26 protein-coding genes and 1 pseudogene are annotated in these 21,798 nt (G+C 49.2%); 20 read left to right on the plus strand and 7 right to left on the minus strand.

From position 1 onward, the window contains the following. Window positions 1-31 precede the first annotated feature (31 nt). Both LKD36_RS14705 and LKD36_RS14710 read left to right on the plus strand, forming a co-directional pair. Window positions 32-742 (plus strand): FAD-dependent thymidylate synthase, encoded by a 711-nt coding sequence (locus LKD36_RS14705; RefSeq protein WP_308460078.1) that lies wholly within the window; start codon window positions 32-34, stop codon window positions 740-742. Further along, complete coding sequence (locus LKD36_RS14710; RefSeq protein ID WP_308460062.1) at window positions 739-1,143, plus strand: dUTP diphosphatase; 405 nt, start codon at window positions 739-741, stop codon at window positions 1,141-1,143. Before LKD36_RS14705 ends, LKD36_RS14710 begins: the two co-directional genes overlap by 4 nt. Before the next feature lie 51 nt (window positions 1,144-1,194). Here the strand turns inward: LKD36_RS14710 and LKD36_RS14715 are convergent, their stop codons facing one another. Next, window positions 1,195-1,482 (minus strand): helix-turn-helix domain-containing protein, encoded by a 288-nt coding sequence (locus tag LKD36_RS14715; RefSeq protein WP_308460063.1) that lies wholly within the window; start codon window positions 1,480-1,482, stop codon window positions 1,195-1,197. Between the two features lie 95 nt (window positions 1,483-1,577). Further along, complete coding sequence (locus LKD36_RS14720; protein ID WP_331465251.1) at window positions 1,578-1,850, minus strand: type II toxin-antitoxin system RelE/ParE family toxin; 273 nt, start codon at window positions 1,848-1,850, stop codon at window positions 1,578-1,580. Window positions 1,851-1,959: 109 nt separating this feature from the next. On the opposite strand from LKD36_RS14720, the pseudogene LKD36_RS14725 reads away from it, so the two are divergent. The 4 genes and pseudogenes from LKD36_RS14725 to LKD36_RS14740 all read left to right on the plus strand — a co-directional run. Continuing rightward, window positions 1,960-2,334: pseudogene (locus tag LKD36_RS14725) on the plus strand (toprim domain-containing protein); the annotation flags it as partial. Window positions 2,335-2,588: 254 nt separating this feature from the next. Continuing rightward, window positions 2,589-2,801 carry a hypothetical protein gene (locus LKD36_RS14730; RefSeq protein ID WP_308460064.1) on the plus strand — a complete coding sequence of 71 codons (213 nt, stop codon included), beginning with the start codon at window positions 2,589-2,591 and terminating at the stop codon, window positions 2,799-2,801. Next, window positions 2,774-4,018: an ATP-binding protein gene (locus LKD36_RS14735; RefSeq protein ID WP_308460065.1), complete on the plus strand. Its 1,245-nt coding sequence runs from the start codon at window positions 2,774-2,776 to the stop codon at window positions 4,016-4,018. Before LKD36_RS14730 ends, LKD36_RS14735 begins: the two co-directional genes overlap by 28 nt. A 260-nt stretch (window positions 4,019-4,278) precedes the next feature. Next, window positions 4,279-4,752, plus strand: a complete 474-nt coding sequence (locus tag LKD36_RS14740) for an IS5 family transposase (protein ID WP_308460066.1) — start codon at window positions 4,279-4,281, stop codon at window positions 4,750-4,752. 287 nt (window positions 4,753-5,039) lie between these two features. On the opposite strand, the gene LKD36_RS14745 is transcribed toward LKD36_RS14740, so the two are convergent. From LKD36_RS14745 to LKD36_RS14755, 3 genes are all read right to left on the minus strand, one after another. After that, on the minus strand, window positions 5,040-5,711 hold the full coding sequence (locus LKD36_RS14745) for a HesA/MoeB/ThiF family protein (RefSeq protein ID WP_118771672.1): 672 nt from the start codon (window positions 5,709-5,711) through the stop codon (window positions 5,040-5,042). 3 nt (window positions 5,712-5,714) lie between these two features. Beyond that, complete coding sequence (locus LKD36_RS14750; protein ID WP_118586105.1) at window positions 5,715-5,936, minus strand: MoaD/ThiS family protein; 222 nt, start codon at window positions 5,934-5,936, stop codon at window positions 5,715-5,717. Window positions 5,937-6,001: 65 nt separating this feature from the next. Continuing rightward, a complete protein-coding gene (locus LKD36_RS14755) occupies window positions 6,002-7,819 on the minus strand; it encodes an aldehyde ferredoxin oxidoreductase family protein (RefSeq protein ID WP_308460067.1) in 1,818 nt (605 codons plus the stop codon). A gap of 274 nt (window positions 7,820-8,093) precedes the next feature. On the opposite strand from LKD36_RS14755, the gene LKD36_RS14760 reads away from it, so the two are divergent. Genes LKD36_RS14760 through LKD36_RS14795 form a run of 8 tightly spaced genes read left to right on the plus strand, consistent with a single transcriptional unit; the run spans window position 8,094 to window position 16,258 of the window. Beyond that, window positions 8,094-9,029 carry a helix-turn-helix transcriptional regulator gene (locus LKD36_RS14760; RefSeq protein WP_308460068.1) on the plus strand — a complete coding sequence of 312 codons (936 nt, stop codon included), beginning with the start codon at window positions 8,094-8,096 and terminating at the stop codon, window positions 9,027-9,029. Between the two features lies 1 nt (window position 9,030). Then, window positions 9,031-10,251 (plus strand): molybdopterin molybdotransferase MoeA, encoded by a 1,221-nt coding sequence (locus tag LKD36_RS14765; protein WP_308460069.1) that lies wholly within the window; start codon window positions 9,031-9,033, stop codon window positions 10,249-10,251. 4 nt (window positions 10,252-10,255) lie between these two features. Then, window positions 10,256-12,163 (plus strand): molybdopterin biosynthesis protein, encoded by a 1,908-nt coding sequence (locus tag LKD36_RS14770; RefSeq protein ID WP_308460070.1) that lies wholly within the window; start codon window positions 10,256-10,258, stop codon window positions 12,161-12,163. Next, window positions 12,160-13,488, plus strand: coding sequence for an NAD(P)/FAD-dependent oxidoreductase (locus LKD36_RS14775; RefSeq protein ID WP_308460071.1), 1,329 nt, complete (start codon window positions 12,160-12,162; stop codon window positions 13,486-13,488). The genes LKD36_RS14770 and LKD36_RS14775 overlap by 4 nt, the downstream gene beginning before the upstream one ends. Next, window positions 13,475-14,329 carry an NAD(P)/FAD-dependent oxidoreductase gene (locus tag LKD36_RS14780; protein WP_308460072.1) on the plus strand — a complete coding sequence of 285 codons (855 nt, stop codon included), beginning with the start codon at window positions 13,475-13,477 and terminating at the stop codon, window positions 14,327-14,329. Before LKD36_RS14775 ends, LKD36_RS14780 begins: the two co-directional genes overlap by 14 nt. Then, the gene (moaA, locus tag LKD36_RS14785; RefSeq protein ID WP_308460073.1) at window positions 14,326-15,279 is read left to right on the plus strand and encodes a GTP 3',8-cyclase MoaA; all 954 of its coding nucleotides are present in this window, start codon (window positions 14,326-14,328) and stop codon (window positions 15,277-15,279) included. The genes LKD36_RS14780 and moaA overlap by 4 nt, the downstream gene beginning before the upstream one ends. A 2-nt stretch (window positions 15,280-15,281) precedes the next feature. Then, window positions 15,282-15,785, plus strand: coding sequence for a cyclic pyranopterin monophosphate synthase MoaC (gene moaC / locus LKD36_RS14790; RefSeq protein WP_118771664.1), 504 nt, complete (start codon window positions 15,282-15,284; stop codon window positions 15,783-15,785). Continuing rightward, on the plus strand, window positions 15,764-16,258 hold the full coding sequence (locus LKD36_RS14795; RefSeq protein WP_118771663.1) for a MogA/MoaB family molybdenum cofactor biosynthesis protein: 495 nt from the start codon (window positions 15,764-15,766) through the stop codon (window positions 16,256-16,258). The genes moaC and LKD36_RS14795 overlap by 22 nt, the downstream gene beginning before the upstream one ends. 90 nt (window positions 16,259-16,348) lie before the next feature. On the opposite strand, the gene LKD36_RS14800 is transcribed toward LKD36_RS14795, so the two are convergent. Both LKD36_RS14800 and LKD36_RS14805 read right to left on the minus strand, forming a co-directional pair. Continuing rightward, a complete protein-coding gene (locus LKD36_RS14800; protein WP_118771662.1) occupies window positions 16,349-16,744 on the minus strand; it encodes a molybdenum cofactor biosynthesis protein MoaE in 396 nt (131 codons plus the stop codon). Between the two features lie 18 nt (window positions 16,745-16,762). Next, window positions 16,763-17,014 carry a hypothetical protein gene (locus tag LKD36_RS14805; RefSeq protein WP_308460074.1) on the minus strand — a complete coding sequence of 84 codons (252 nt, stop codon included), beginning with the start codon at window positions 17,012-17,014 and terminating at the stop codon, window positions 16,763-16,765. 312 nt (window positions 17,015-17,326) lie between these two features. On the opposite strand from LKD36_RS14805, the gene LKD36_RS14810 reads away from it, so the two are divergent. The 6 genes from LKD36_RS14810 to bsh all read left to right on the plus strand — a co-directional run bounded on the left by LKD36_RS14810 (window position 17,327) and on the right by bsh (window position 21,761). Next, the gene (locus LKD36_RS14810) at window positions 17,327-18,406 is read left to right on the plus strand and encodes a substrate-binding domain-containing protein (RefSeq protein WP_308460075.1); all 1,080 of its coding nucleotides are present in this window, start codon (window positions 17,327-17,329) and stop codon (window positions 18,404-18,406) included. Between the two features lie 139 nt (window positions 18,407-18,545). Further along, the gene (locus LKD36_RS14815; protein ID WP_118771659.1) at window positions 18,546-19,232 is read left to right on the plus strand and encodes an ABC transporter permease; all 687 of its coding nucleotides are present in this window, start codon (window positions 18,546-18,548) and stop codon (window positions 19,230-19,232) included. After that, on the plus strand, window positions 19,229-19,876 hold the full coding sequence (locus tag LKD36_RS14820; RefSeq protein WP_118771658.1) for an ATP-binding cassette domain-containing protein: 648 nt from the start codon (window positions 19,229-19,231) through the stop codon (window positions 19,874-19,876). Before LKD36_RS14815 ends, LKD36_RS14820 begins: the two co-directional genes overlap by 4 nt. A gap of 111 nt (window positions 19,877-19,987) precedes the next feature. After that, window positions 19,988-20,155 carry a hypothetical protein gene (locus LKD36_RS14825; protein WP_287084646.1) on the plus strand — a complete coding sequence of 56 codons (168 nt, stop codon included), beginning with the start codon at window positions 19,988-19,990 and terminating at the stop codon, window positions 20,153-20,155. A 121-nt stretch (window positions 20,156-20,276) separates the two neighbouring features. Continuing rightward, on the plus strand, window positions 20,277-20,639 hold the full coding sequence (locus LKD36_RS14830; protein WP_308460076.1) for a tyrosine-type recombinase/integrase: 363 nt from the start codon (window positions 20,277-20,279) through the stop codon (window positions 20,637-20,639). Between the two features lie 144 nt (window positions 20,640-20,783). Continuing rightward, a complete protein-coding gene (gene bsh, locus LKD36_RS14835; protein WP_118771656.1) occupies window positions 20,784-21,761 on the plus strand; it encodes a choloylglycine hydrolase in 978 nt (325 codons plus the stop codon). Window positions 21,762-21,798: the final 37 nt, after the last annotated feature.

The raw sequence follows: 21,798 nt of genomic DNA on the forward strand, positions 1-21,798 counted from the left end.
TCCGGAATCTATTGATCAGGCAGAAAAGATGATGGTCTGCGCAGCAAGGCTGACACAGAGAGGACATCAGATTTCCTGTCTGAGTGATTTTATGGATCTTTATGAAAAGACCTACCAGAGATCTACTGTAGCAAATCTCGTAAAGCTGCCTTATCCGACCATTCAGAAATTTGGAATCAGTAATGTGGTGATCGTTGGAGCATCCAGGCGATTCCTGGCACAGATCACCAGACACCAGAATGAAGTGAAGTATATGTCGGCAAGCCTGCAATATAGCGACTATTCAGGGGTAGAGGATTTTGTCATTCCCTATGATCTGATGGGGACAGGTTCGGAAAAAGAATATTTAAAACAGTGCAGTATGGCAATGAAAAATTACCAGAAGATGATTGCTGCCGGAGTTGATAATGATTCAGCCGGATACTGCGCACCGCAGGGAATGAGAAATATTCTTCTGATCAGTGCAACACCGTATCAGTGGAAGCACATGATTCGACAGAGAACATGCAGGAGAAACACCAGGGAAACCAGATATGTGATGATGAAAATCTGGGAAGAACTTTTGAAGCAGAACGGAGAGCTGTTTTCTGATTGTGGTCCATTCTGTATGAATGGTGGCTGTGAGGAAGGAAAGATGACCTGTGGTAAAAATATTCCGAACATGATGTTACCGACAGATATTATTCGGACGGACTTTCCAAAAGTATGTGATGTGGGATTGGGGGGAAGGAGTGTTAGATGAAGATACGGTTGCTTGATTATGGTGGCAGGTGCCCGGAAAGGGCACATGCGAATGATGCAGGGGCTGATGTATTCAGTCCCAGGGATGCAGTGATCCGACCGGGAGAAATTTGCAAGATACCTTTGGAATTTGGACTTTTGGTTCCTGATGGATATGCGGGTTTTGTATTTCCTAAAAGCGGATTAAGCGCTCAGGGAATTGTGTGTGAATTGCCTCCCATCGATTCCGGTTATACAGGAGAGATTCATGCAATCATCTCCAATATCGGAAACAAGGAATATAAAATCAAGATGGGTGATAAGGTGGGACAGCTTGTGATCATGCCAGTTCTGATACCAGACTTTACTTTTGAAAACTGGAAAGAACGTGGAACGGGAGCTTTCGGTTCGACAGGAAGATAAAGGTGGGGATACATAAAAAGGAGAACCTCTTTGTGGAGATTCTCCTTGACTTTATATGGTAGGCTTTATTGGACTTACAGTAAGTTGCAGACCAAGATGCTGAAAAATATTAAGCAAAGTTCCAAGATTTGGAGTTGTTTTACAGGACTCAATGCGTGCTACAGATGATTGTGGAATACCACACATAGCAGCAAGATCTCTTTGACTGAGTCCTAGAGAAGTGCGCTGTTCAACCATGGCACTCACAATGGCTGAGATATTTTCAACCTCATCCATTTCTTTTATCATTTCAGGATCAACGGTTCTTACATGTTGCTTATAGTCATTCCAGGTTTTCATAATTATTTAGCCTCCTTTCGGGCAAGATAATCGTCGCGTTCAGCCTTTGCTCTATCAAGCTCGCGTTTTGGAGTTTTTTGAGTTTTTTTGCGAAATTAATGTAAAAGCACAAACGTATCATCTTTGAAATAGAAGTATAAAACACGGTTGTTGCCTGGTCGTAACTCCCAGATATCATCATCAAGGTGTTTTGTGATATTTTCGTTAAGCCGTGTACCATTATCTTCGAGAAGCTGGATATACAAACTTATTTGTTTGTATTGGATTCGCGCATCTTTGTTTGTGGCAGCTTTAATTCGAAGGGATTCAAGAAATTCCCAAAGTTCTGATTTGCCATTGGAATCTTCGTAAAATTCAATGTTGTACATTAGTATATGTTCTCCGAATAGAAATATTTATTCTACATATATGATAGCATTGATGCTATCAAAAAGCAAATAAAAAATTGAAGGAAGGAAATAAATTTTGGAAAAGAAAATGAAGTTAGTGATCGCTGAGAAGCCTTCTGTAGCACAGTCTATTGCAAAGGTGATTGGAGCAGATAAAAGAGAGGACGGATACCTGGAAGGAAATGGGTATCTGGTCAGCTGGTGCGTGGGCCATCTGGTAGAACTTGCACCGCCAGAGGCTTATGATGAGAAGTATGAAAAATGGAGATATTCAGATCTGCCGATTCTGCCGTCGGAGTGGAAGTATCAAATTTCAAATACAACCAGAAACCAGTTCGGTATCTTGAAAAAACTGATGGAAAGAGAGGATGTCACAGGATTAGTGGAAGCCACCGATGCGGGACGTGAAGGAGAACTGATCTTTCGTCTTGTATATCATCAGGCAAAATGCAAAAAGCCATACATTATTTCCATCATTTGAAATTCATTCATACGTTTAATAAGTTCCTTAGCTAACATTTCATAAGGAACATACACTCGTAATTCCATAAGCCGCAATTATAGAACCTATTACAAGGATTGCCAATTTCTTTAGTGTTTTTTTATTGTTATTTTTCATTGACTTTTAATAATTCACTCCTCGTATAATTTTCTTTGGGTATAAAGCATACCGTTAGCAACCGCTCTACTCAGATTATTGTGTCTGGTAAACAGGTCATGGCAGATGACTCAAAAAGAGAATCAGTAAGATGGGTAGAAGCATTAGACCGACTTATAGAATGGGGATGGGTTAAAGCTGTAGGCTATAAAGGCGAAATATTTGAATTGACAGGAACTGGCTATAGTAAAGCGGATTGGTTGAAGGATGGAATGAGAATTGATACTTCAAAAGATCCGTTGGGATGCTTGATTATTCCGCTCAGCCTTTAGCAGGAGCTACTTTAGATGACTTGGACCCAAATCAGAGAGTAAGACTTCGGCGAATCATCCAGAATAGATCTGGAGGCGAAAAAACTTTACTTTCTTTACCGGATGAGGAATTGGATATTGCATTGCGTCTTGTTACAAATGTTGCTGGTAACTATGTTCCAACAGTTACAGGTATGCTATTAATTGGTAAGGAGGAACGCATTGCAGAGTTGCTACCAACAGCGAAAGCTGCATTTCAGGTTTTAGAGGGAACAGCTGTCCGTGTAAATGAGGATAGTAATAAACCTCTTCTTGAATTGTTCGAGAACTATGAGACATATGTCAAAGCATGGAATCCGGAAAGAGAGACCGAGTATGGCTTATTTAGAATTCCAATCCCGGAGTTTGACTGGGCTGCTTTTCGAGAAGGTTTGGTAAATGCATTTTGCCATAGGGATTATACTATGCTTGGCTCAGTAAGGGTTTTGATAGATGATGAAGGAATGACTATTAGTAATCCTGGCGGATTTATAGATGGGGTTAATTTAAAAAATCTTCTTACAGTAGAACCACATGGACGTAATCCGGCACTTGCAGATGCAATGAAACGAATTGGCTTAGCTGAGAAAACGGGAAGAGGAATTGATAGAATTTATGAAGGATCTATCATTTTTGGAAGACCATGGCCAGACTATTCTGAGTCCACCAGTAGATCTGTTAAATTATTTATTCAAAGAGCAAAAGCAGATTTACCGTTTGCAAAATTTGTTGCGGATGAGCAAAACAGACAGGGGAAACCGTTATCAATATATGTGTTAATGATTTTGTCGGTTCTTAATAACGAAAGAAGATGTACTGTTGAACGGATTGTTGAGTTGACAAATCTGGGAGAAAATAAGATCAGATCGGCAATCGAGTTTATGATTGAATCTGGATTGGTGGAAGCATCCGGAAAAGGAAAAAATCGCACTTGCATTCTGGGAAAAAAGATTTATCGTGAGAATAAGAAAGCAATACAGTATGTTAGACAAACAGACATAGACAGTATTAGATATCCTGAATTAGTAATGAAGCTGGCAAATACTCAGAACGGAATTATCACAAAGCAAGATGTAATTGAATTGTTGAAAGTATCTCCTTCACAGGCATATACAGTTATAAAAAAACTTCAAGGAGAAGGTCGTTTGAAATTGTTATGTGGGGGAAAATATTCTAAGTACAAAGTTGTTAATTCTTAACTCGTTTTAACTCAAAAAGAAACGAGTTAAAAACGAGTTAGAATTGAATTAAGAATAATGGATGTACTGTAAAAGCAAGAAAAAGCAGATATTGAGCACCGAAATTTCTTAACGGGCACCAATGCAATAATTCAATCCTGGCACCGAACGGAGATAACTACAGCGTGGGATAAGGATTGGGGTGTCAATGAATGTAAATATGGTTAGATCGTACAACTTTATCAATTTTAGATAATATATTATCAGAATGCTTCTATCGAGTGGACATAGTAGATTCTGTTACTTTGCCAGCAACCATGCAAGGATATATGCTTGCTGCTATCGGTGTAAGTCATGGTGGAAAGACTACAAAAATCCATGCTGTTGTGGATGCATTGGGAAATCCCGCCCACTTTCTGCTTACCGGCGGAAACATCTTTGATGCCAGTGTCGCCGTCGATCTGCTTTCGGAAGTGAAAATTTCCGGAAGCAACATTCTGGGTGATAAAGCATACGGAACAAATTCCATTCGCATTTACATCACAGAGCAGAGAGCATCGTATACGATCCCACCCAAAAGTAATGTGATAGAGCCTTGGTTCTGCGATTTCTACACCTATAAGGAACGCCACCTGATTGAGTGTTTCTTCAAGAAACTTAAAGTTTTCCGTAGGGTCGCTACACGCTATGATAAGCTTGCTGTGTCCTTTCTTGTTTTTGTCCATCTTGCTTCCATTTGGATTTTGTTGAAATAGTACAAGAATACTTTGTTTTCAGATAGGCGCTAGAAAGCAAAGCACGATAGAGTGTACGCGGTATGCTTCTGTGCGTAGGATTTTGTGGAACAGTACATTTTCACGCTAAGCAGCAAAATGCGACGGTTTCCATAGCCGCAGCGAAGGAGAAAAGGGAGAGGTGGGTTTCATAACACTCTGTCGTTCTATTTTCCAATCAGTACGTTACAGAGATATCCGTATGCAGAAGTGTTAGATGAACGCTGCAACCAACCATAGAATCCTGGAAGCAGTGTTCTGTCTGGCGCTTATGTCATGGGGATGACCTCAAATTCCTGATTCAGTAAGTCAAAAAAATACAGTGTTCCGGTTCTGACGGGGCGGTCGGTGAGAAACTTTACGCACAGGGAAACCTGCATAGAGGCGCACAGGGCGGGAGTGAAGCTCAGAACGCTCTTATTTTTGAGTGCAGCCCCGTCGGGGTACAGTAAGTCTATCAAATGATCGCCGGGGCAGGAGATTGCGGCCTGGGCGACCCAGCCGTTGACGGCACCGTAGATCAGGGGAATTCCAGCATGTTCACAGGCATTCGCGAGGATTTGCCGTGACTGGATATTGTCCAGACCGTCCAGAACCGCATCACAGTCTGTAAGAAGGGCGGCTGCGTTTTCTTCCGTAAGAAATTCCCCCACGGCATGAACCGCAACATTGGGATTCACACGCCGGACTCTTTCCGCGGCGGTCTGTGCTTTCCCAACGCCCAGCAAGGAAACTTCGGATAACAGCTGACGGTTCAGATTGGAGGGCTCAAATGCATCACCGTCCACCACCCGCAGAGAGCCTATGCCAATGCGGGCAAGCATATCGATGAGATGCCCGCCCAGACCGCCGCAGCCAACCACCAGAACACGTTTGCGCTGAAGCAGCTCGCATTCCGCTTCGCTCAGGGCGGGGACATTGCGCGCATATCTGGGATCCATCGTTCAGCCACCTCCCACCGGGGGAAACAGAGCCACGATGTCCCCGTCCTTCACTTCCGATTCCGGCTTGTGATGAAAACCGTTGATGAGCAGAATAGACACTTCTTCTTGGGGAATGTTCATCCGGTCAAGGATATCTCCAGCACAGGCGATACCCTCCGGCGATAGCAGCGTGACTTTATCCCTGCCTTGGCGCAAAGTTGCAAAAACGCGAACTTCAATCATGAAAATTCTCCTTTGCAAAAGAAATCGGGGAGGGGACTTGCCCCCTCCCCATTAATTATATTGTATCATTTGCCAACACACTCGTCCAGACCCAGTTTCTTCAGGGTTTCATCGGTGGGGAATGCGTTGACCCAGCCACGAGCTTCGTAGTATTCGGGCAGAGTCAGAGGCAGCTTGGAGGTCATACCGGTGGATGGGCCGTTTACAACGGGCTCTTCCAGCAGCCGCTTGGGCAGACGATCGTCCTCAGGCTTCATACCGGCAGCCTTATTGAACATTCTCTCGATGTTGTAGATACGGTCGCCAATCTCCAGAACCTGTTCGATGGTCCAGTTGGTGCCGGTGGCGGCATTCAGCAGGTCGGTGTACTCCTTGGCGCCCATGGCGAAGGAGGTAAACAGACAGTGACCCATGGAGTCGATGACAGCTGTCAGATCCTGGAAGGTCTTGACCCAAGCTGCCTTTTCGTTGGTAACGGTACGATCCAGCTGCTGGGGCAGACCCAGAACTTCGGGAGAGATCATGTAGCCACGGACATGGCAGCCGCCACGGTTAGAGGTGGCGTAGGTAATGCCGATGCCCTGAATGGCACGGGCGTCGTAAGCGGGCATTTCCTGCTTCTTAACGCTCATGGAGTATTCGGGATGGCCATAGTGCTCACACAGGCGGGCGGAGCCGGAGCTCATCAGCCAGTCAAGCTCGGTTTCAGGATTGCCCATACGCTTGGTCCACTCCACCAATGCCCTGGTGGAACCCCATTCCAGAGGTACACCGGCGCACTCTTCCTCCTTGATGTAGCCTCTCTGGTACAGCTCCATGGCAGCGGCGATGGTGCAGGGGACGGAAATAGCATCCAGACCATACTCGTTGCAGAGCATATTGCACTCATCGATGACGTTCAGATCATTGTTGCCGCAGTTGCCGCCATAGGCCCACAGGGGCTCGTATTCAGGACCGCCGACGACCTTGCCATTGACATTGACCACGCGGCCGCAGGCGATGGGGCAGCGATGGCAGGCACCGGGCTTGACCAGGTATTTCTCAGCCAGAGTTTCGCCGGAGATATCGTCACCCTTGTCGTAATAGCTTTCCTGCCAGTTCTTGGTGGGGAAAGCACCGATGTTGTTGACAATGTTCACGAGAACAGCGGTACCCAGTTGCCGCAGGCCGGAACCGGTAACGGGGTTGGCCTTCAGAACATCCATAGCGTTTTTGGCTGCCACCTTCAGGGCATCCAGGTCTGCAATGTTGTCCAGTTTTTTGCGGGTTGCCTTGACCACGATGGCTTTCAGCTTCTTGCTGCCCATGACAGCACCGACACCGGAACGACCGGCGGCACGGTCCTTATCGTTCATAATGGCGGCAAGCAGAACCTTCTTCTCACCGGCGGGGCCGATGTTCAGAACGGAAACGTCAGCACCGTGCTTTGCCTTGAGCTGCTCGTCAATGGCTTCGCTCATGACACCTACATATTCCCGGGCATCCAGCAGCTCAATCTTATCGTCGTCAATGTTGATGTAGGTCCAGTCGGGAGCTTCACCTTCCACAATGATGGCATCCCAACCGGCGTACTTCAGCTTGGCACCCCAGATACCGCCGGAGTTGGAGCAGGCAATCATGCCGGTAAGGGGGGACTTTGTGCAGACCATGTAGCGGCCTGTGGAAGGGGCGGCAGCGCCGGTCATAGGACCGGTGATGTAGATCAGCTTGTTTTCCGGGGACAGGGGATCGACTGTGGCAATGCCCTCGTCATAGAGCATCTTGGTGCCAAGACCACGGCCGCCAATGAACTTGTGGGCAAGTTCCAGATCCAGAGGTTCCACTTTGATCTTGCCGGTGGTCAGATTGATGCGGGCAATTTTTTCGTAGTATGCGTCAGCCATATGCAATACCTCCATAAAAATTTGAAATTGAGCTTACAATTTGTATATATTTATTATAGTGGAAATAACAGGGGTATCAAGAGCGGATGTGCATTTTTGTGTGAAACCGCATGAAACTGTATCATTTTATGCGAAGAGATTTTAGTATTTCGACGAGATGACGTACAAAATGACGTGAAATCGCACAAAATACTTGAAATATTGCGCCAAGCGATTGTGCAATTTGGAAAGATGAAGTATAATCAATAGAAAACGATTGCAAGGAGGAGGCAGTATGGCGCAGAATCAGTCCCTGTCTACCCAGGAGGTTGCAGACATTCTCCATGTCAGCAAGTCCACCATTTACGACCTGATTCGCAAGGGAGAAATCCATTCCTATAAAATCGGGCGAAAGGTTCGTTTTACGCAGGAGGACGTGGATGCCTATATTGCCCGCTCCCGGCATGAGCATTCCACTGCCCCGGTGCAGCGTATCGATACCCACTCCACGTTGCTGACACCTGCTGAGGAAAAGGCGCCGGAGATGATCATCTCCGGGCAGGATGTTGTGCTGGACATTTTGGCAAATTATCTTCATCAGGAGGATATCAACGCCGGTCGTACATATCTATCTAGCTTTGAAGGTCTGCTGGCACTGTATCAGGGAAAGGTGGACGCTGCGGCCTGCCATCTGTATGATGGAAAAGAGTGCAATGCCTCCTTTGTGCGAAGCCTGATGCCCGGGGTGTCCGCAGTGCTGGTGAACCTGTCCTACCGCACCCAGGGCTTTTATGTTCGCAAAAGCAATCCCAAGCACATAACTGGGTGGGAGGATCTGCGCCGGGCTGATATCTCCATCCTCAACCGCCGGGTTGGTTCCTCATCCAGGATCCTGCTGGATACCCAGCTAAAAAAACTGGAAATCCCCTCCGGACAGCTAAAGGGCTACGACAAAATTATGAGTTCTCACCTTACGATGGCATCTGCCGTTGCCGCAGGAGATGCGGATCTTGCCATTGGCACGGAGCGGATAACGCATCAGCTGGAGGGGCTTGACTTCATCCCACTGCTGGAGGAACGATTCGATCTTGTTTTGCAGAAGGAATCGCTGGAAAATCCGGCTGTAGTCAAAATGCTTGCAATCCTGTCCTCACCTGTGTTCCGCAGGGAGGTGACCCACTTCTCCGGCAATGACTACCGGGACCTGGGTAAGATCATTATGGAGGTCTAGTATGCTGTATGTAAAAACGCCAGAAGAAGTTCTTGCGCTGATAGAATCGGAGTTTTCCCCGCTTGAACAGGCAGAATTTGTAGCTCTGTCTGAGGCTGTGGGCAGAGTTCTGGCAGAGGATATTGCGGCGCGGGAATATGTGCCGGATTTTGACCGCTCCACAGTGGATGGCTTTGCGGTTCGCGCCAGTGACACCTTCGGCTGCAGCGATGCCATCCCGGCGATCCTGCCCCTGCAGGCCACGGTGCTGATGGGCGAAGGTGCCGACTATCTGCTGAATGAGGGGAAATGTGTAGCCGTTCCCACCGGCGGCGCAGTGCCCAGGGGTACTGACGGTGTGGTGATGGTGGAATACACGGAGGACTACGGCGACGGCACCATCGGTGTTGCCAAACCTGCGGCGCCGGGCATGAATCTGATTTTCCGGGGGGATGATGTGTATCCCGGAAAGGTGATTCTGCACAAAGGCCGCTCCCTGTCTTCTGCCGACATTGGTGCGCTGGCTGCCATTGGCCGGGTGCAGGTGCCGGTGGTGAAAAAAGTGACCGTGGGCGTCATTTCTACCGGTGACGAGCTGGTTCCTCCGGAGGCGCAGCCCGGCCCCGGACAGGTGCGGGACGTGAACAGTCCCATGCTGGAGGCAATGCTCTCCACATTTGGGTGCCATGTTGTCAACTATGGGATTGTGGTGGATGATGAGGCGCTGCTTTCTCAAAAGGTCAATCAGGCCATTGCGGAATGTGACGCCGTGCTGCTGTCCGGAGGCAGCAGTGTCGGAGTGAAGGATGCCGCCTGCCGCATCATTGAATCCGCAGGCCAGCTTCTGCTTCACGGCATTGCCATTAAGCCCGGAAAACCAACCATTCTGGGAAAAGCCGGGAAAAAGCCCATTGTGGGTCTGCCCGGGCATCCGGTGGCTGCCTACTTTATCACAAAACTTTTTGTACAGCCCCTGCTGGGACGGCTGATGGATCGGGACATGACTGTCTATACCGTTACTGCCAGGGTTACAGAGAGCATCAGTGCCAATCATGGCAGAGCCCAGTATCACTGCTGCCGGCTGACAGGAACAGGCGGCGAGCTTTATGCCCAACCCATTCGGGGAAAATCCGGCCTTATCACCACTCTGGCAGGGACCGACGGTTATTTCTGCATCAGTCGGGATTGTGAAGGCTTACCCCAGGGAGCGGAAATTCAGGTAACGATTACTTCAGGAGTGTAATTTTATGGGATTTGAATATTTGACCAATGTGCCGCTTGCGCAGGCACGGAAGGAATATCTGGAGCGGCTGGTAAGCGGCGGTTTTGGCTCAAAGACAGAAACCATTCCTGTCTTTGAAAGCTGCGGTAGGGTGACGGCAAAGGCAGTCTATGCCCACATCTGCGCCCCGCACTATGCCGCCAGTGCCATGGATGGTGTGGCGGTTTCCGCAAAAGAAACCTTCAGCGCGACGGAAACGACCCCTGTTACTCTAAAGCCGGACCAGTTTCTTGTGCTGGACACCGGCGACCCGATTCCGGAGGACAAAGATGCAGTCATCATGGTGGAGGACATTGTGAAGAATGGAGATGGTTCCATCACCATTCACGCAGCCGCAGCCCCGTGGCAGCATATCCGCCAGATCGGCGAGGATGTATGCGCCGGGGAAATGATTTTGCCCAGCCATATGACCGTTTCCCCAGCTGCCATTGGTGCGATGATTGCCGGCGGTGTGCTGGAAATTGAAGTGATTCGCAAACCTGTGGTGGGCATCATCCCCACAGGGGACGAGATTATCCCGCCCTGTACAGACCCGAAGCCCGGGGATATTCTGGAATTCAATGGCTCCATTTTTTCCGCAATGGTGCGTTCATGGGGCGCAGAGGCGGTGGTCTATCCCATTGTACCGGATAAATTTGACCAGATCAAAGAAATGGTTGCCAAAGCGGCAGACGAGTGCGATATGGTAATTCTCAATGCCGGTTCTTCTGCCGGACGGGAGGATTTCTCGGCTCGGGTCATCCGGGAACTGGGTGAGGTGCTGTACCATGGCATCGCCATCAAGCCCGGCAAGCCTGCCATTCTGGGCTGCCGGGGAGAGAAGGTCATTCTTGGAGTGCCCGGTTATCCGGTGTCTGGCATCATCGTCATTGAGCAGCTGCTGAAGCCCCTGATTGACCACTGGCTGAAAGCACCGGCAGCCACTGACACATATGTGAACGCAACCCTTACCCGGCCTGTTGTCAGCGGTCTGAAATATCAGGAGTTTGTCCGTGTTCGCATGGGCTGCGTAGGCGGCAGGCTGATGGCCAGCCCCCTGAGCCGGGGCAGCGGCGTGGTTTCTTCTTTTATGAAGGCCGATGGCATTCTGGAAGTACCCCAGGGACTGGAGGGCTACGAGGCGGGGGAGGAAGTGAGTGTCCGCCTGCTGAGCCCCTTAGAAAAGCTGCACAATACGCTGGTGATTATCGGCAGCCATGATCCGCTGCTGGACGAGCTGGCAGATATGCTCCATTTGGAGGACTCTGCCTTGTATATCAGCTCCTCCCATGTGGGTTCCATGGGCGGTATAATGGCAATCCGCCGTGGTGAGGCGCACATGGCTGGCTGCCACCTGCTGGATACGGCTGACGGCAGCTATAACAAGGCATTTATTCGCAAGTATTTCCCCAAAGGCGGTGTGAAGCTGGTTTCCTGTGTCGGTCGTCAGCAGGGATTGATGGTGGCAAAGGGCAATCCCCTCCAGATCCGGAAATTCGCAGATATTGCAAAGGATGGCGTGCGTTATGTAAATCGCCAGAAGGGATCCGGCACCCGGATCCTTGCGGACTATTTGTGTATGCGGGAGAATGTGGATACTGCTTCTGTCTACGGCTACGATCGGGAAGAACTGACCCACACTTCTGTTGCTGCCCAGATCGCCAGCGGCAGTGCTGATGTCGGTATGGGCATCTACTCCGCGGCAAAGCTCTATGATCTGGACTTTATCCCCATCTGTATTGAGGAGTATGACCTCATTGTCCCTGACCATGCTTGGGATACCCCTATGGTTCAGGCGCTTTTGCACATCCTGAAGAGCGATGCGTTCCGGGAAAAAATCCTGTCCCTCGGCGGCTATACCGTGGATAACCCCGGACAGATTATCCCCCTATGAAAAGCGTAGATGTTGCGGTTATTGGGGGAGGAATTCTGGGCTGCTTTGCGGCCCGGAATCTGATGCGCTGGAATTTGTCTGTCGTGCTGATTGAAAAGGAATTGGATATCTGTACAGGCATTACCCGGGCAAACTCTGCCATCGTCTATGCGGGATATGACAACAAAACCGGTTCCCGGAAGGCGGAATTGACGGTTCGTGGAAATGCCTCTTTTGATGATTTGTGCCGTGAACTGGAAGTTCCCTTTTCCCGCTGCGGCTCCTTGCTGGTGACCTATGACAAGGAGAGCCTGGCCCAGCTCCGGAGAAAATGGGAGCAGGGTATCCGCAATGGCGTGCCGGGTCTGGAGCTTCTGACCGGGGGAGAGGCAGAGGCAATGGAGCCTATGCTGGCACCGGGTGTGGCAGGCGCGCTCTATGCCCCGACCACCGGAACGGTGAACCCCTGGCAATTGGGCATTGCCGCCTTTGAAAACGCTGCTGCCAATGAGATGGAACCCATGCTGGGAACCACTGTGGTGGGAATCCGGAAAACCAAGTTTGGCTATCTGGTGGAAACAGATCGCAGCGAACTGCGCTGCAGGGCTGTCATCAACTGTGCAGGACTTTCCGCAGATCGGATACAGGAGCTGTGCTTTCCCTCCGACACGCATCTTCTGATAGATGGAGCAGAATACCTGGTCCTGGACAAACAGGCGCGGAAGCCGAAGCGGGTCATCTTTCAGCAGGCACAGTCCTGCGGAAAAGGCATCACTGCTATCCCGTGTGTGGAAGGGAATCTGCTGCTCAGCGGGGTACGCAAGCCCGTTGGAGAACCCTTTGCCACAACAAAAGAGGGAATATCGGAGTTGAAGACAAGTGCGGTATCGCTGTTTCCGAATCTGAATATGCAGCAGGTAATCCGCTCATTCGCCGCCGCACGGCCAAATCCTCAGCGGGATGACGGCGAGAGCATTCACGATTTCTCCATTGAGTACCCGGCTCCTGGATTTTTCAGTCTGATCGGAATCAAAACCCCGGGGCTGACCTGTGCCAACGAACTGGGCAGGTACCTTGCGGAGAAAACGGCGGCGTTTCTGGATGCACACCCGAATCCACGCTTCACGCCCCATAGGCAGGCCATTGCCAAAACAAATGACCCCGAAATCATTTGCCTGTGCGAAGGCATCAGCCGCGGAGAGATTCTGGAAGCAATCCGAAGGGGAGCTTCCACGGTGGATGGGGTCAAGCGGAGAGTGGGAAGCGGTATGGGCGTCTGCCAGGGCAGCCGATGCAGCTTTGCCATCGAGCAGATACTCCGGGAGGTCAGGCATGGGGCACTTTGATATCCTGATTATCGGCGGTGGTGCAGCGGGAATTGCTGCAGCCAGAGCCGCTGCGGATGCCGGATGCAAAAGCATTGCGCTGGTGGAGAGAAAACAAAAGCTGGGCGGCATTCTCCTGCAATGCAGCCATCCCGGTTTTGGCGCCGGACTTACCGGAGGGGAATACACCGCTGCGCTTGTGCAGGATTTCCCGGAAACGGTTACTCTGTTTTTTGGGACAACGGTACTTTCGGTAGAACCCAATAAAACGGCGCATCTGTCCGGTGACCGGCAGATCTCGTTTTCTCAGCTGATTCTGGCAACGGGCAGCCGGGAGATTCCACTGGGGGCGCTGCCGATTGCGGGAACCCGTCCAAAGGGTGTCTATACAGCCGGTCAGATGCAGGAGATGATGAACCTCCATGGCTTTGTTCCCCAAGGTCCGGTGGTCATTTTGGGCAGTGGTGACATTGGCCTTATCATGGCATCCCAGATTGCGGCAATGGGGATTTCTGTTACTCTGGTGGAGCAGAAGGAAAACTGCGGCGGCTTGGCGAGAAACCGGCGCTGCCTAAAAGATAATTCTATCCGCCTTATTTGCAGCCAGACCATTGACGCCGTTGAGGGCTCTCCCGCACTCACAGGCTGCTGCCTGTCCGGCGGAGAGAAGATAGCCTGCAGAACGCTTCTGATTGCCGCGGGACTTGTCCCGGAGCGTGGGCTGCTGGCGGAATTGGGAATGCCGTCCTGGCTTCAGATGTGCGGCAACTGCAACACGGTGTACCCCATGGCAGAGGGCGTGACAGCCGACGGAAGAAAAGCGGGCATTGCCGCATTTCAAAAGATACGAGGTAAACTATGATTGATACATTTGGACGCAGCATCACCTATTTGCGTGTTTCTGTGACGGAATTGTGCAATCTTCGCTGCCGGTACTGTATGCCGGAGGATGGTGTCTGCAAGAAAGAGCATGCCGACATGCTCACGGAAGATGAGCTTATTCAGGCCGTGGAAGCAGCCGCGGCTCTGGGCATTACCAAGTTGCGCATTACAGGTGGAGAACCACTTGTTAAAAAGAATATCGTGTCTATCTGCCGCAGAGCATCCAGAGTTCCTGAAATTCGGGAGGTTTGCCTGACAACAAATGGCATCCTGCTCCCGGAGTTGGCAAGGCCCCTCAAGGAGGCGGGGGTCAGCCGGTTAAACCTGAGCCTGGATACCCTGGATCCTCAGAAGTATGCCCACATTACCCGCAGAGGCAGTCTGGATGACTTCTGGAAGGGGTTTCATGCGGCCTTGGATGCTGACTTTCAGAAGATCAAACTCAATGCCGTGCTCATTGGCGGATTTAACGATGATGAGATCCTTCCGCTGGCGGAGCTTACCCGGAAGTATCCTGTGGATGTGCGTTTTATTGAAATGATGCCCATGTGCGACAGCTCCGGCTTTGGCCCGGAAGCGTATATTCCATTTACAAGGGTTTTGGAGGCTCTGCCGGAAGCGGTACCGGCTGCCAAAGATGGCGGTGTTGCCAAACTCTTCCACCTGCCTGGCGCACTGGGCAATATTGGCCTTATCAGCCCGGTGAGCGCCCATTTTTGCGGGGAGTGCAACCGCATCCGACTGACTGCAGACGGAAAAGTGAAGCCCTGTCTGCATTCCAATGCGGAGTATCCCCTGAAAGGGCTGGATTTCGATGGCATGAAAGCACAGCTGGAAGCAGCGATTTTTGGAAAACCCCAATGGCATGGGGATCTGGATGTTGCGCACAAATCGGGCGCCGGTCGGAATATGAATCAAATCGGAGGTTGAGTATGGCAGATTTTACCCATTTTAATGACCAGGGACGGGCCAAAATGGTAGATGTGGGGGGAAAGCCCATTTCTCAGCGCGTGGCCGTTGCGGCAGGCCGGGTGTTGGTGAATGAACACACATTCGCGCTCATTCAAAGCGGCGGCATGAAAAAAGGAGATGTGCTGACCGTTGCCCAGATTGCGGGGGTCATGGGTGCCAAGCGCACACCGGATATCATTCCTATGTGTCACCCCATTTTGATGGATGGCATCAACCTGGAGCTTTCTCTGGATGAACACAGATCCAGCGTAGAAATCAAGGCCACCGTTTCCTGTGACGGAAGAACCGGCGTGGAAATGGAGGCACTTACCGCTGTCAGCACCGCCGCTCTGACAGTGTACGATATGTGCAAAGCGGTGCAAAAGGATATGACGATCACGGACATCCGCCTGCTTTCCAAAACCGGCGGAATCCACGGCGATTACAAACGGGAGGACGAATCATGGCGTATACAGCAGCAGTGATTACCATCAGCGATAAGGGATATCGGGGCGAGCGGGAGGACACCAGCGGCCCCAACCTGGTGAAGATTCTGACGGAGAAGGGGTTCGACGTGACCTATACCGCCATCGTTCCCGATGAGGCGGAGATGATCCAATCGGAGCTTTTGAAGTGTGCAGATGAAAAGAAGATTGCCCTGGTGCTCACCACCGGCGGCACCGGCTTCTCACCCCGGGATATTACCCCGGAAGCCGCTATGGAGGTAATCCAGCGTCTGACTCCCGGTATCCCGGAGGCTATGCGGGCAGAATCCATGAAGATCACACCCAAAGGCTGCCTGAGCCGCAGTGTTGCGGGCATTCGGGCACGCACCCTGATCATTACCCTGCCAGGCAGCCAAAAGGCATCGGCAGAGAATATTCTGGCGGTCATCGACCCGGTGGCCCATGGCCTGGATATGCTCTACAGCGAGGGCAGTGCGGACTGTGCAAAATAAAAGGAAATCCCATTTCCGAGCAGGAAATGGGATTTTTTATACATCGAAAAGGTTACATGAAATTCCGCACATTTTTCCGGATTTCTCGTATCAGTAAAGCTCTATTTCCGTGACACACTCGTTTTTGATGCGACCCACCAGATATTGCAGAGCATCCACCACATGGGGGCGGATATCGCCACCGATGAGCACATACATGATGTCGTCACCAACGCTCAGTTCCCCTTCGTTCAGCCAGACCTTGATGTAGAAAATACCGTCCAACTTATAGGTTTCTGCGATGATGGCATCCACAGCCTCCTGATTGTAGGAAAACTGCATCCCCACAACGGGCCTGGTATCGGCGGCACCCTGGCGTACTTTTGCCTTGGCACTTTCCCGGACAATGCCGTTATGGGTCAGATACATGCCAATCTTAGGGGCGCTTTCGTGGGCCTTGGCCTCTTTCAGCCAGGAATCCATGGAAGGACTTGTTTTCTTGCTCATATTATAAACCTCCAATTCTTATCCGCCTGCGGATAGAAATCGTAATTGAAACTGCCTGTAAATCAGAAGCGCGGAATCATCGGAACCTTCAAAGATGACTCTGGTCTGAGGCAGTGCCAAACCGGCGATCCTGCGGGGGGGAAGGACGGTCACGGTAATCCGGCAATCACGGAACCGGTAACCATCCGCAGTGGCATGAACCTCCCTATGATGAAGGAAAAAGGTTTCTATACGCTCTGGTTCCAAAGCCCACACTTCTTCTTTGAACATGCGATCCCCTCCTGTTTGATCTTATCATACTATGGAGAATAGTGAAAGAACTGTTTTGAATCATTTCATATAATTTCGTATCATTTCGCACAGTCTCTGAAAAGGGTGGCTTGTATTATTTGTCCAAATGTGATATAATATCATAAATTGATTGGTCAGTTTTCGTGAAATTGACTGATTTCCAAAGTTTGCAAAGCGGTGGACGAGCCTCTTTCCAGACGCCATGATCGGGTGCAGCTTTCGGCTGTGCTTTTGGTGTTGCGGAAACTGGCTGGTCTTTTTTATATTTCTTTATATTTAGGAGGTAAGACAATGAAAAAGATTCTGTCCATGCTGCTGGTTTTTGCCATGATGTTTGGTCTTCTTGCTTGCGGCGCAAGCAAGCCTGCTGAGACGCAGGCTTCCACTGAGGCTTCCACTGAGGCTTCCACTGAGGCTCCCACTGAGGCTCCCGCCACAACGGCTGTCCCGACGGAAGCCGCCGCTGAGGTTCCCACCCAGGCCGGTCTTGTGGTGGATACCTGCATTCTGAAGGAAGCCGACGACAAGATGCTCAACACCTACACCGTTATCGCCGTAAATCCCGAGGCGCCTTTTGTGGATGCTGACGGCAACTCTGTCGCTGACGTTGCGGTGAATACCGCCGGTGCGGATGCCCTCATCCAGTGGTTCCTGACCCAGGAAACGTTGGACCTGGCCGCAAACTATGGCTTTAAAGAGTACGGTGAGTCTCTGTTCTACGTCAAGGACGGTGCCCCTGTTTATACAGGTGAGATTGCGCCCGCTACCGAAGAGACAAAGGTCATCCGCCTTTCCACCACCACTTCTGTGAAAGACTCTGGTTTGCTGGGCTATCTGCTGCCCATCTTCGAGAGCACTTATGGCTACACTGTGGAAGTCCAGTCTGCCGGTACCGGCAAGGCAATCTCTGCCGCCAAGTTCGGCAATGCCGACCTGATTCTGGTCCATGCCAAGAGCCAGGAAGAAGCCTTTGTTGAAGAGGGCTTCGCCCGCACTGTAGATGGCTTCGAAGCAGAGCGCATTTCCTTCCTGTATAACTATTTCGTCCTGTGCGGACCTTCTGCGGACCCTGCCGGTGTTAAGGAGGCAGCTTCCGTTCTGGATGCGTTTGCAGCCATTGCGGAGGGCGAGTATCCCTTCATCTCCCGTGGCGACGGTTCCGGCACCCACACCAAGGAGCTGTCCCTGTGGCCTGAGACTCTGGGTATCACGAAGGAGGCAGAGTCCTTCGCTCCCTACACGCAGTGGTACACCTCTGCAAACGCCGGTATGGGCGCATGTCTGGTGATGGCAGAGCAGATGCATGCTTACATCCTGACCGATAAGGCAACCTTCTTGACTTTCGTTGCCAACGATGGCATCATAAACTAAGGAAACTCTGGGTTCATTTTCTGCGGCTGACGCTATATGTACAGTTTTCAAAAACTTGCTTTTTTGAAAAAATCTGCGTAAACTGTATCCCGTGGGGAATTTCCCCACGGGATTTTACAAAAAGAAAGGAGGCTGCACCGTGGGAACGGCCCTTCAAAAGGCGATTTCTCTTATCCTGTCTTCCGATGCAGAACTTCTGAACATTTTGAAAGTCACAGCGCAAATGAGCCTCAAAAGCTCTTTGCTTGCACTGCTGCTGGGTGTTCCGCTGGGAATCTGTCTGGGCAATAGCAAATTCCCCGGGAGAGGGCTTCTGATTATCCTCAACCGAACGCTTATGGGGATGCCCCCTGTGGTATGCGGCCTACTGTTTTACATCCTTTTCTCCGGGGTCGGCCCTCTGCGACACATGAAGCTGCTGTTCACGGTTAAAATCATGATTCTTGCCCAGGTGGCGCTGATCACTCCCATTGTTGTGGGGGCTATGGAGACTTATGTGGCGGGAGTGTCTCCGGCGATTCGGGAAACAGCCAGGGGCTTGGGGCTGGGAAGAGGAAGGACGTTTTTGCTGCTGTGCAATGAGTGCCAGTACTGTATCATCTCTTCCTATCTGCTGGCGTTTTCCAGATCTATTGCAGAGGTCGGGGCAGTGTCCATGGTGGGCGGTGCCATTGCCTGGAAAACGAATGTGATGACCACAGCCATTATGCAGTACACCAATCAGGGAAATTTCTCTCTGGGCATTGCCTTGGGCATGATTCTGCTGGCGGTTTCCCTGCTGGTGAATGTTGTGATATCTCTGCTGCAAAGGAGGCTCAGTCAATGATAATTCCCGCCTTTTCCAAAACCTATGGGCAGAAAAAAGTGCTGGATTTTCCGGGAATGGAATTGCAGCCTGGAAACATATATGCGATTCTCGGAGCAAACGGAAGCGGAAAATCCACATTTTCAAAGATTCTGGCAGATGTCCTTCCGGCAGACCGGAAAATCCGCTTGGAACCAAGCATTGGCTATCTTCCTCAGAAGCCCTATGCCTTTCGTATGTCTGTCAGAAAAAACATCCTGCTGGGCGGCAGGGATATCCAGAAAGCGGAGTCCCTCGCGAAAGCATTGTCTCTGACAGAACTGGAACATAAACGGGCGGATCGTCTCTCCGGCGGTGAGACGGCACGCATGGCGATGGCAAGATTGATGATGGGAACATACGATGTGGTGATTCTCGATGAACCAACGGCAGCCATGGATATGGAAACCACCGCTGCCGCGGAAACTTTGATTCAGTCCTATGTGCGCCAGACCAATTGTATTTTGATTTTGGTCACCCACTCCCTGCAGCAGGCAAGGCGAATCGCTGATGAAGCGATGTTTTTTCAAAAAGGGGAAGTACTGGAGTATGGTCCTGCAGAAAGTCTGCTGTATTCCCCCACACGTGTGGAATTGAAGAGATTCCTGGAGTTCTACGGAAACTGATGACACTTCGAAAACAGCTGTCTTCGTTGCTTTTGTGCTGAAGATGGCTGTTTTGTTCTTTATAATAGTAGCCGCAAGCAGTGTTAACTTGGACAGGCTCACGCAAAAGCCATGACACCCGACCATGAAATCACCGCAAAACAGGCAGAGCTGGATAAACTGTATGATTCCTTCTCTGCAAAGTATGGACTGATCAACTCCAAAGGAAACCGGCTGGCGTTCTCGGATGACAGTTCCTACTATCTGCTGTGCAGTCTGGAAGTCTTGGACGATATCTAACCATATAGGCACCTAAATACGGGTGAAATATTGAGTTTATTTATAACCAATTAGCCTTCAGGCCGATGCTAAGGCAGCCCCGTCAAACACCTGTTATCACTACATGATAAAATCCGATGATATGACTGTTAATAAATTAATAGAACAGTATTTAGATTTAAAAACCAATTTAGCTGTATCAACAAAAGAAAATTATACCCATATATACGAAAAAAATATTAAGGATACCAAATTGGGTAAATCTAAAGTAAAAGACATAAAAAAAATGGATATTCAAGCTTTTTACGCCTATTTATTTACTAAAAGAAATTTTTGCAGAGGAACAATACAATTATATCAAAATATATTATTTCCCGCATTTCAAATGGCTGTAGATAATGACATAATTAGAAAAAATCCTTGTAATGGATGTATGAAAGAATACACCAGAGGATCTATGAGTTCCACAAAATATCCATTATGGATACTTGGTTTGAAAAACTGATGGAGAAATAATCTAGGAAAATAGTTTAAAGTTTACATGTTATGATCATGTATGAAGTTGGAACAAAATAAAGATTGTGCTATACTATTGTTCAAGAAAAAAACTCATTGACATATTTCAATCTATTTAGGAGGATAAACGATCATGTGTACAGCAGCAACTTATAAAACAAAAGATTTTTACTTTGGACGAACCCTCGATTATGAATTCTCTTATGGTGATCAGATAGTAATTACACCACGTAATTATGCGTTTAATTTTCGCCATGTTGGCGATATGAAAAATCATTATGCAATTATTGGAATGGCTCATGTTGCAGAGGATTATCCTTTGTATTATGATGCTATGAATGAAAAAGGAGTGGCAATGGCAGGACTGAATTTTGTCGGAAATGCTGTTTATGCCGCGATTAAGCCAGATGTGGAAAATATTGCACAGTTTGAATTTATTCCGTGGATTTTAAGTCAGTGTTCTTCTTTAGTTGAAGTTCGCGAGCTTCTTGAACGAATTAATATTGTTAATACTCCTTTCAGCGAGCAATTCCCATTAGCACAATTACACTGGATCATTTCTGATGAGAATGAGTCAATTACGGTAGAATCTATGTCAGATGGTTTACATATTTATGACAATCCAGTAGGAGTGCTTACGAATAATCCGCCATTTCCACAGCAGATGTTTCAACTAAATAATTATATGTATTTATCTCCTAAACAGCCCAGAAATACTTTCTGCGAGAATTTGGCTCTTGATGCATATAGTAGAGGTATGGGAGGATTAGGTCTTCCGGGAGATCTCTCATCTTCCTCACGCTTTGTACGTGTAGCTTTTACAAAGGTAAATGCAATTTCAGGTGAATCAGAGGAAGAAAGCGTTAGCCAATTCTTCCACATTCTCGGATCTGTGGATCAGCAACGAGGATGTTGCGAAGTAGCGGATGGAAAATATGAAATCACATTGTATACGTCGTGTTGTAATGTTACAAAAGGTATTTATTATTACAATACTTATGAAAACCATCAGATCAGTGCAGTAGATATGTATGTAGAAAATCTGGATAGTGATAAAATGATTTGTTATCCAGTAATTCAAGGAGAACGAATCAACTATCAAAATAAATAATGTTTTGAAATCAGGGATGAGGTAGAAAGGAAAGTTC

It is taken from the genome of Hominiventricola filiformis, from assembly GCF_020686965.1.
Classification (GTDB): domain Bacteria; phylum Bacillota; class Clostridia; order Lachnospirales; family Lachnospiraceae; genus Hominiventricola; species Hominiventricola filiformis.

Bases quoted from the DNA above. Each gene is read 5' to 3' on its own strand.
- LKD36_RS14705 (WP_308460078.1), top strand. From the start codon at position 32: ATGGTCTGCGCAGCAAGGCTGACACAGAGAGGACATCAGATTTCCTGT.
- LKD36_RS14710 (WP_308460062.1), top strand. From the start codon at position 739: ATGAAGATACGGTTGCTTGATTATGGTGGCAGGTGCCCGGAAAGGGCA.
- LKD36_RS14715 (WP_308460063.1), bottom strand. From the start codon at position 1,482: ATGAAAACCTGGAATGACTATAAGCAACATGTAAGAACCGTTGATCCT.
- LKD36_RS14720 (WP_331465251.1), bottom strand. From the start codon at position 1,850: ATGTACAACATTGAATTTTACGAAGATTCCAATGGCAAATCAGAACTT.
- LKD36_RS14730 (WP_308460064.1), top strand. From the start codon at position 2,589: ATGGCAGATGACTCAAAAAGAGAATCAGTAAGATGGGTAGAAGCATTA.
- LKD36_RS14735 (WP_308460065.1), top strand. From the start codon at position 2,774: ATGCTTGATTATTCCGCTCAGCCTTTAGCAGGAGCTACTTTAGATGAC.
- LKD36_RS14745 (WP_118771672.1), bottom strand. From the start codon at position 5,711: ATGGATCCCAGATATGCGCGCAATGTCCCCGCCCTGAGCGAAGCGGAA.
- LKD36_RS14750 (WP_118586105.1), bottom strand. From the start codon at position 5,936: ATGATTGAAGTTCGCGTTTTTGCAACTTTGCGCCAAGGCAGGGATAAA.
- LKD36_RS14755 (WP_308460067.1), bottom strand. From the start codon at position 7,819: ATGGCTGACGCATACTACGAAAAAATTGCCCGCATCAATCTGACCACC.
- LKD36_RS14760 (WP_308460068.1), top strand. From the start codon at position 8,094: ATGGCGCAGAATCAGTCCCTGTCTACCCAGGAGGTTGCAGACATTCTC.
- LKD36_RS14765 (WP_308460069.1), top strand. From the start codon at position 9,031: ATGCTGTATGTAAAAACGCCAGAAGAAGTTCTTGCGCTGATAGAATCG.
- LKD36_RS14770 (WP_308460070.1), top strand. From the start codon at position 10,256: ATGGGATTTGAATATTTGACCAATGTGCCGCTTGCGCAGGCACGGAAG.
- LKD36_RS14775 (WP_308460071.1), top strand. From the start codon at position 12,160: ATGAAAAGCGTAGATGTTGCGGTTATTGGGGGAGGAATTCTGGGCTGC.
- LKD36_RS14780 (WP_308460072.1), top strand. From the start codon at position 13,475: ATGGGGCACTTTGATATCCTGATTATCGGCGGTGGTGCAGCGGGAATT.
- moaA (WP_308460073.1), top strand. From the start codon at position 14,326: ATGATTGATACATTTGGACGCAGCATCACCTATTTGCGTGTTTCTGTG.
- moaC (WP_118771664.1), top strand. From the start codon at position 15,282: ATGGCAGATTTTACCCATTTTAATGACCAGGGACGGGCCAAAATGGTA.
- LKD36_RS14795 (WP_118771663.1), top strand. From the start codon at position 15,764: ATGGCGTATACAGCAGCAGTGATTACCATCAGCGATAAGGGATATCGG.
- LKD36_RS14800 (WP_118771662.1), bottom strand. From the start codon at position 16,744: ATGAGCAAGAAAACAAGTCCTTCCATGGATTCCTGGCTGAAAGAGGCC.
- LKD36_RS14805 (WP_308460074.1), bottom strand. From the start codon at position 17,014: ATGTTCAAAGAAGAAGTGTGGGCTTTGGAACCAGAGCGTATAGAAACC.
- LKD36_RS14810 (WP_308460075.1), top strand. From the start codon at position 17,327: ATGAAAAAGATTCTGTCCATGCTGCTGGTTTTTGCCATGATGTTTGGT.
- LKD36_RS14820 (WP_118771658.1), top strand. From the start codon at position 19,229: ATGATAATTCCCGCCTTTTCCAAAACCTATGGGCAGAAAAAAGTGCTG.
- LKD36_RS14825 (WP_287084646.1), top strand. From the start codon at position 19,988: ATGACACCCGACCATGAAATCACCGCAAAACAGGCAGAGCTGGATAAA.
- LKD36_RS14830 (WP_308460076.1), top strand. From the start codon at position 20,277: ATGACTGTTAATAAATTAATAGAACAGTATTTAGATTTAAAAACCAAT.
- bsh (WP_118771656.1), top strand. From the start codon at position 20,784: ATGTGTACAGCAGCAACTTATAAAACAAAAGATTTTTACTTTGGACGA.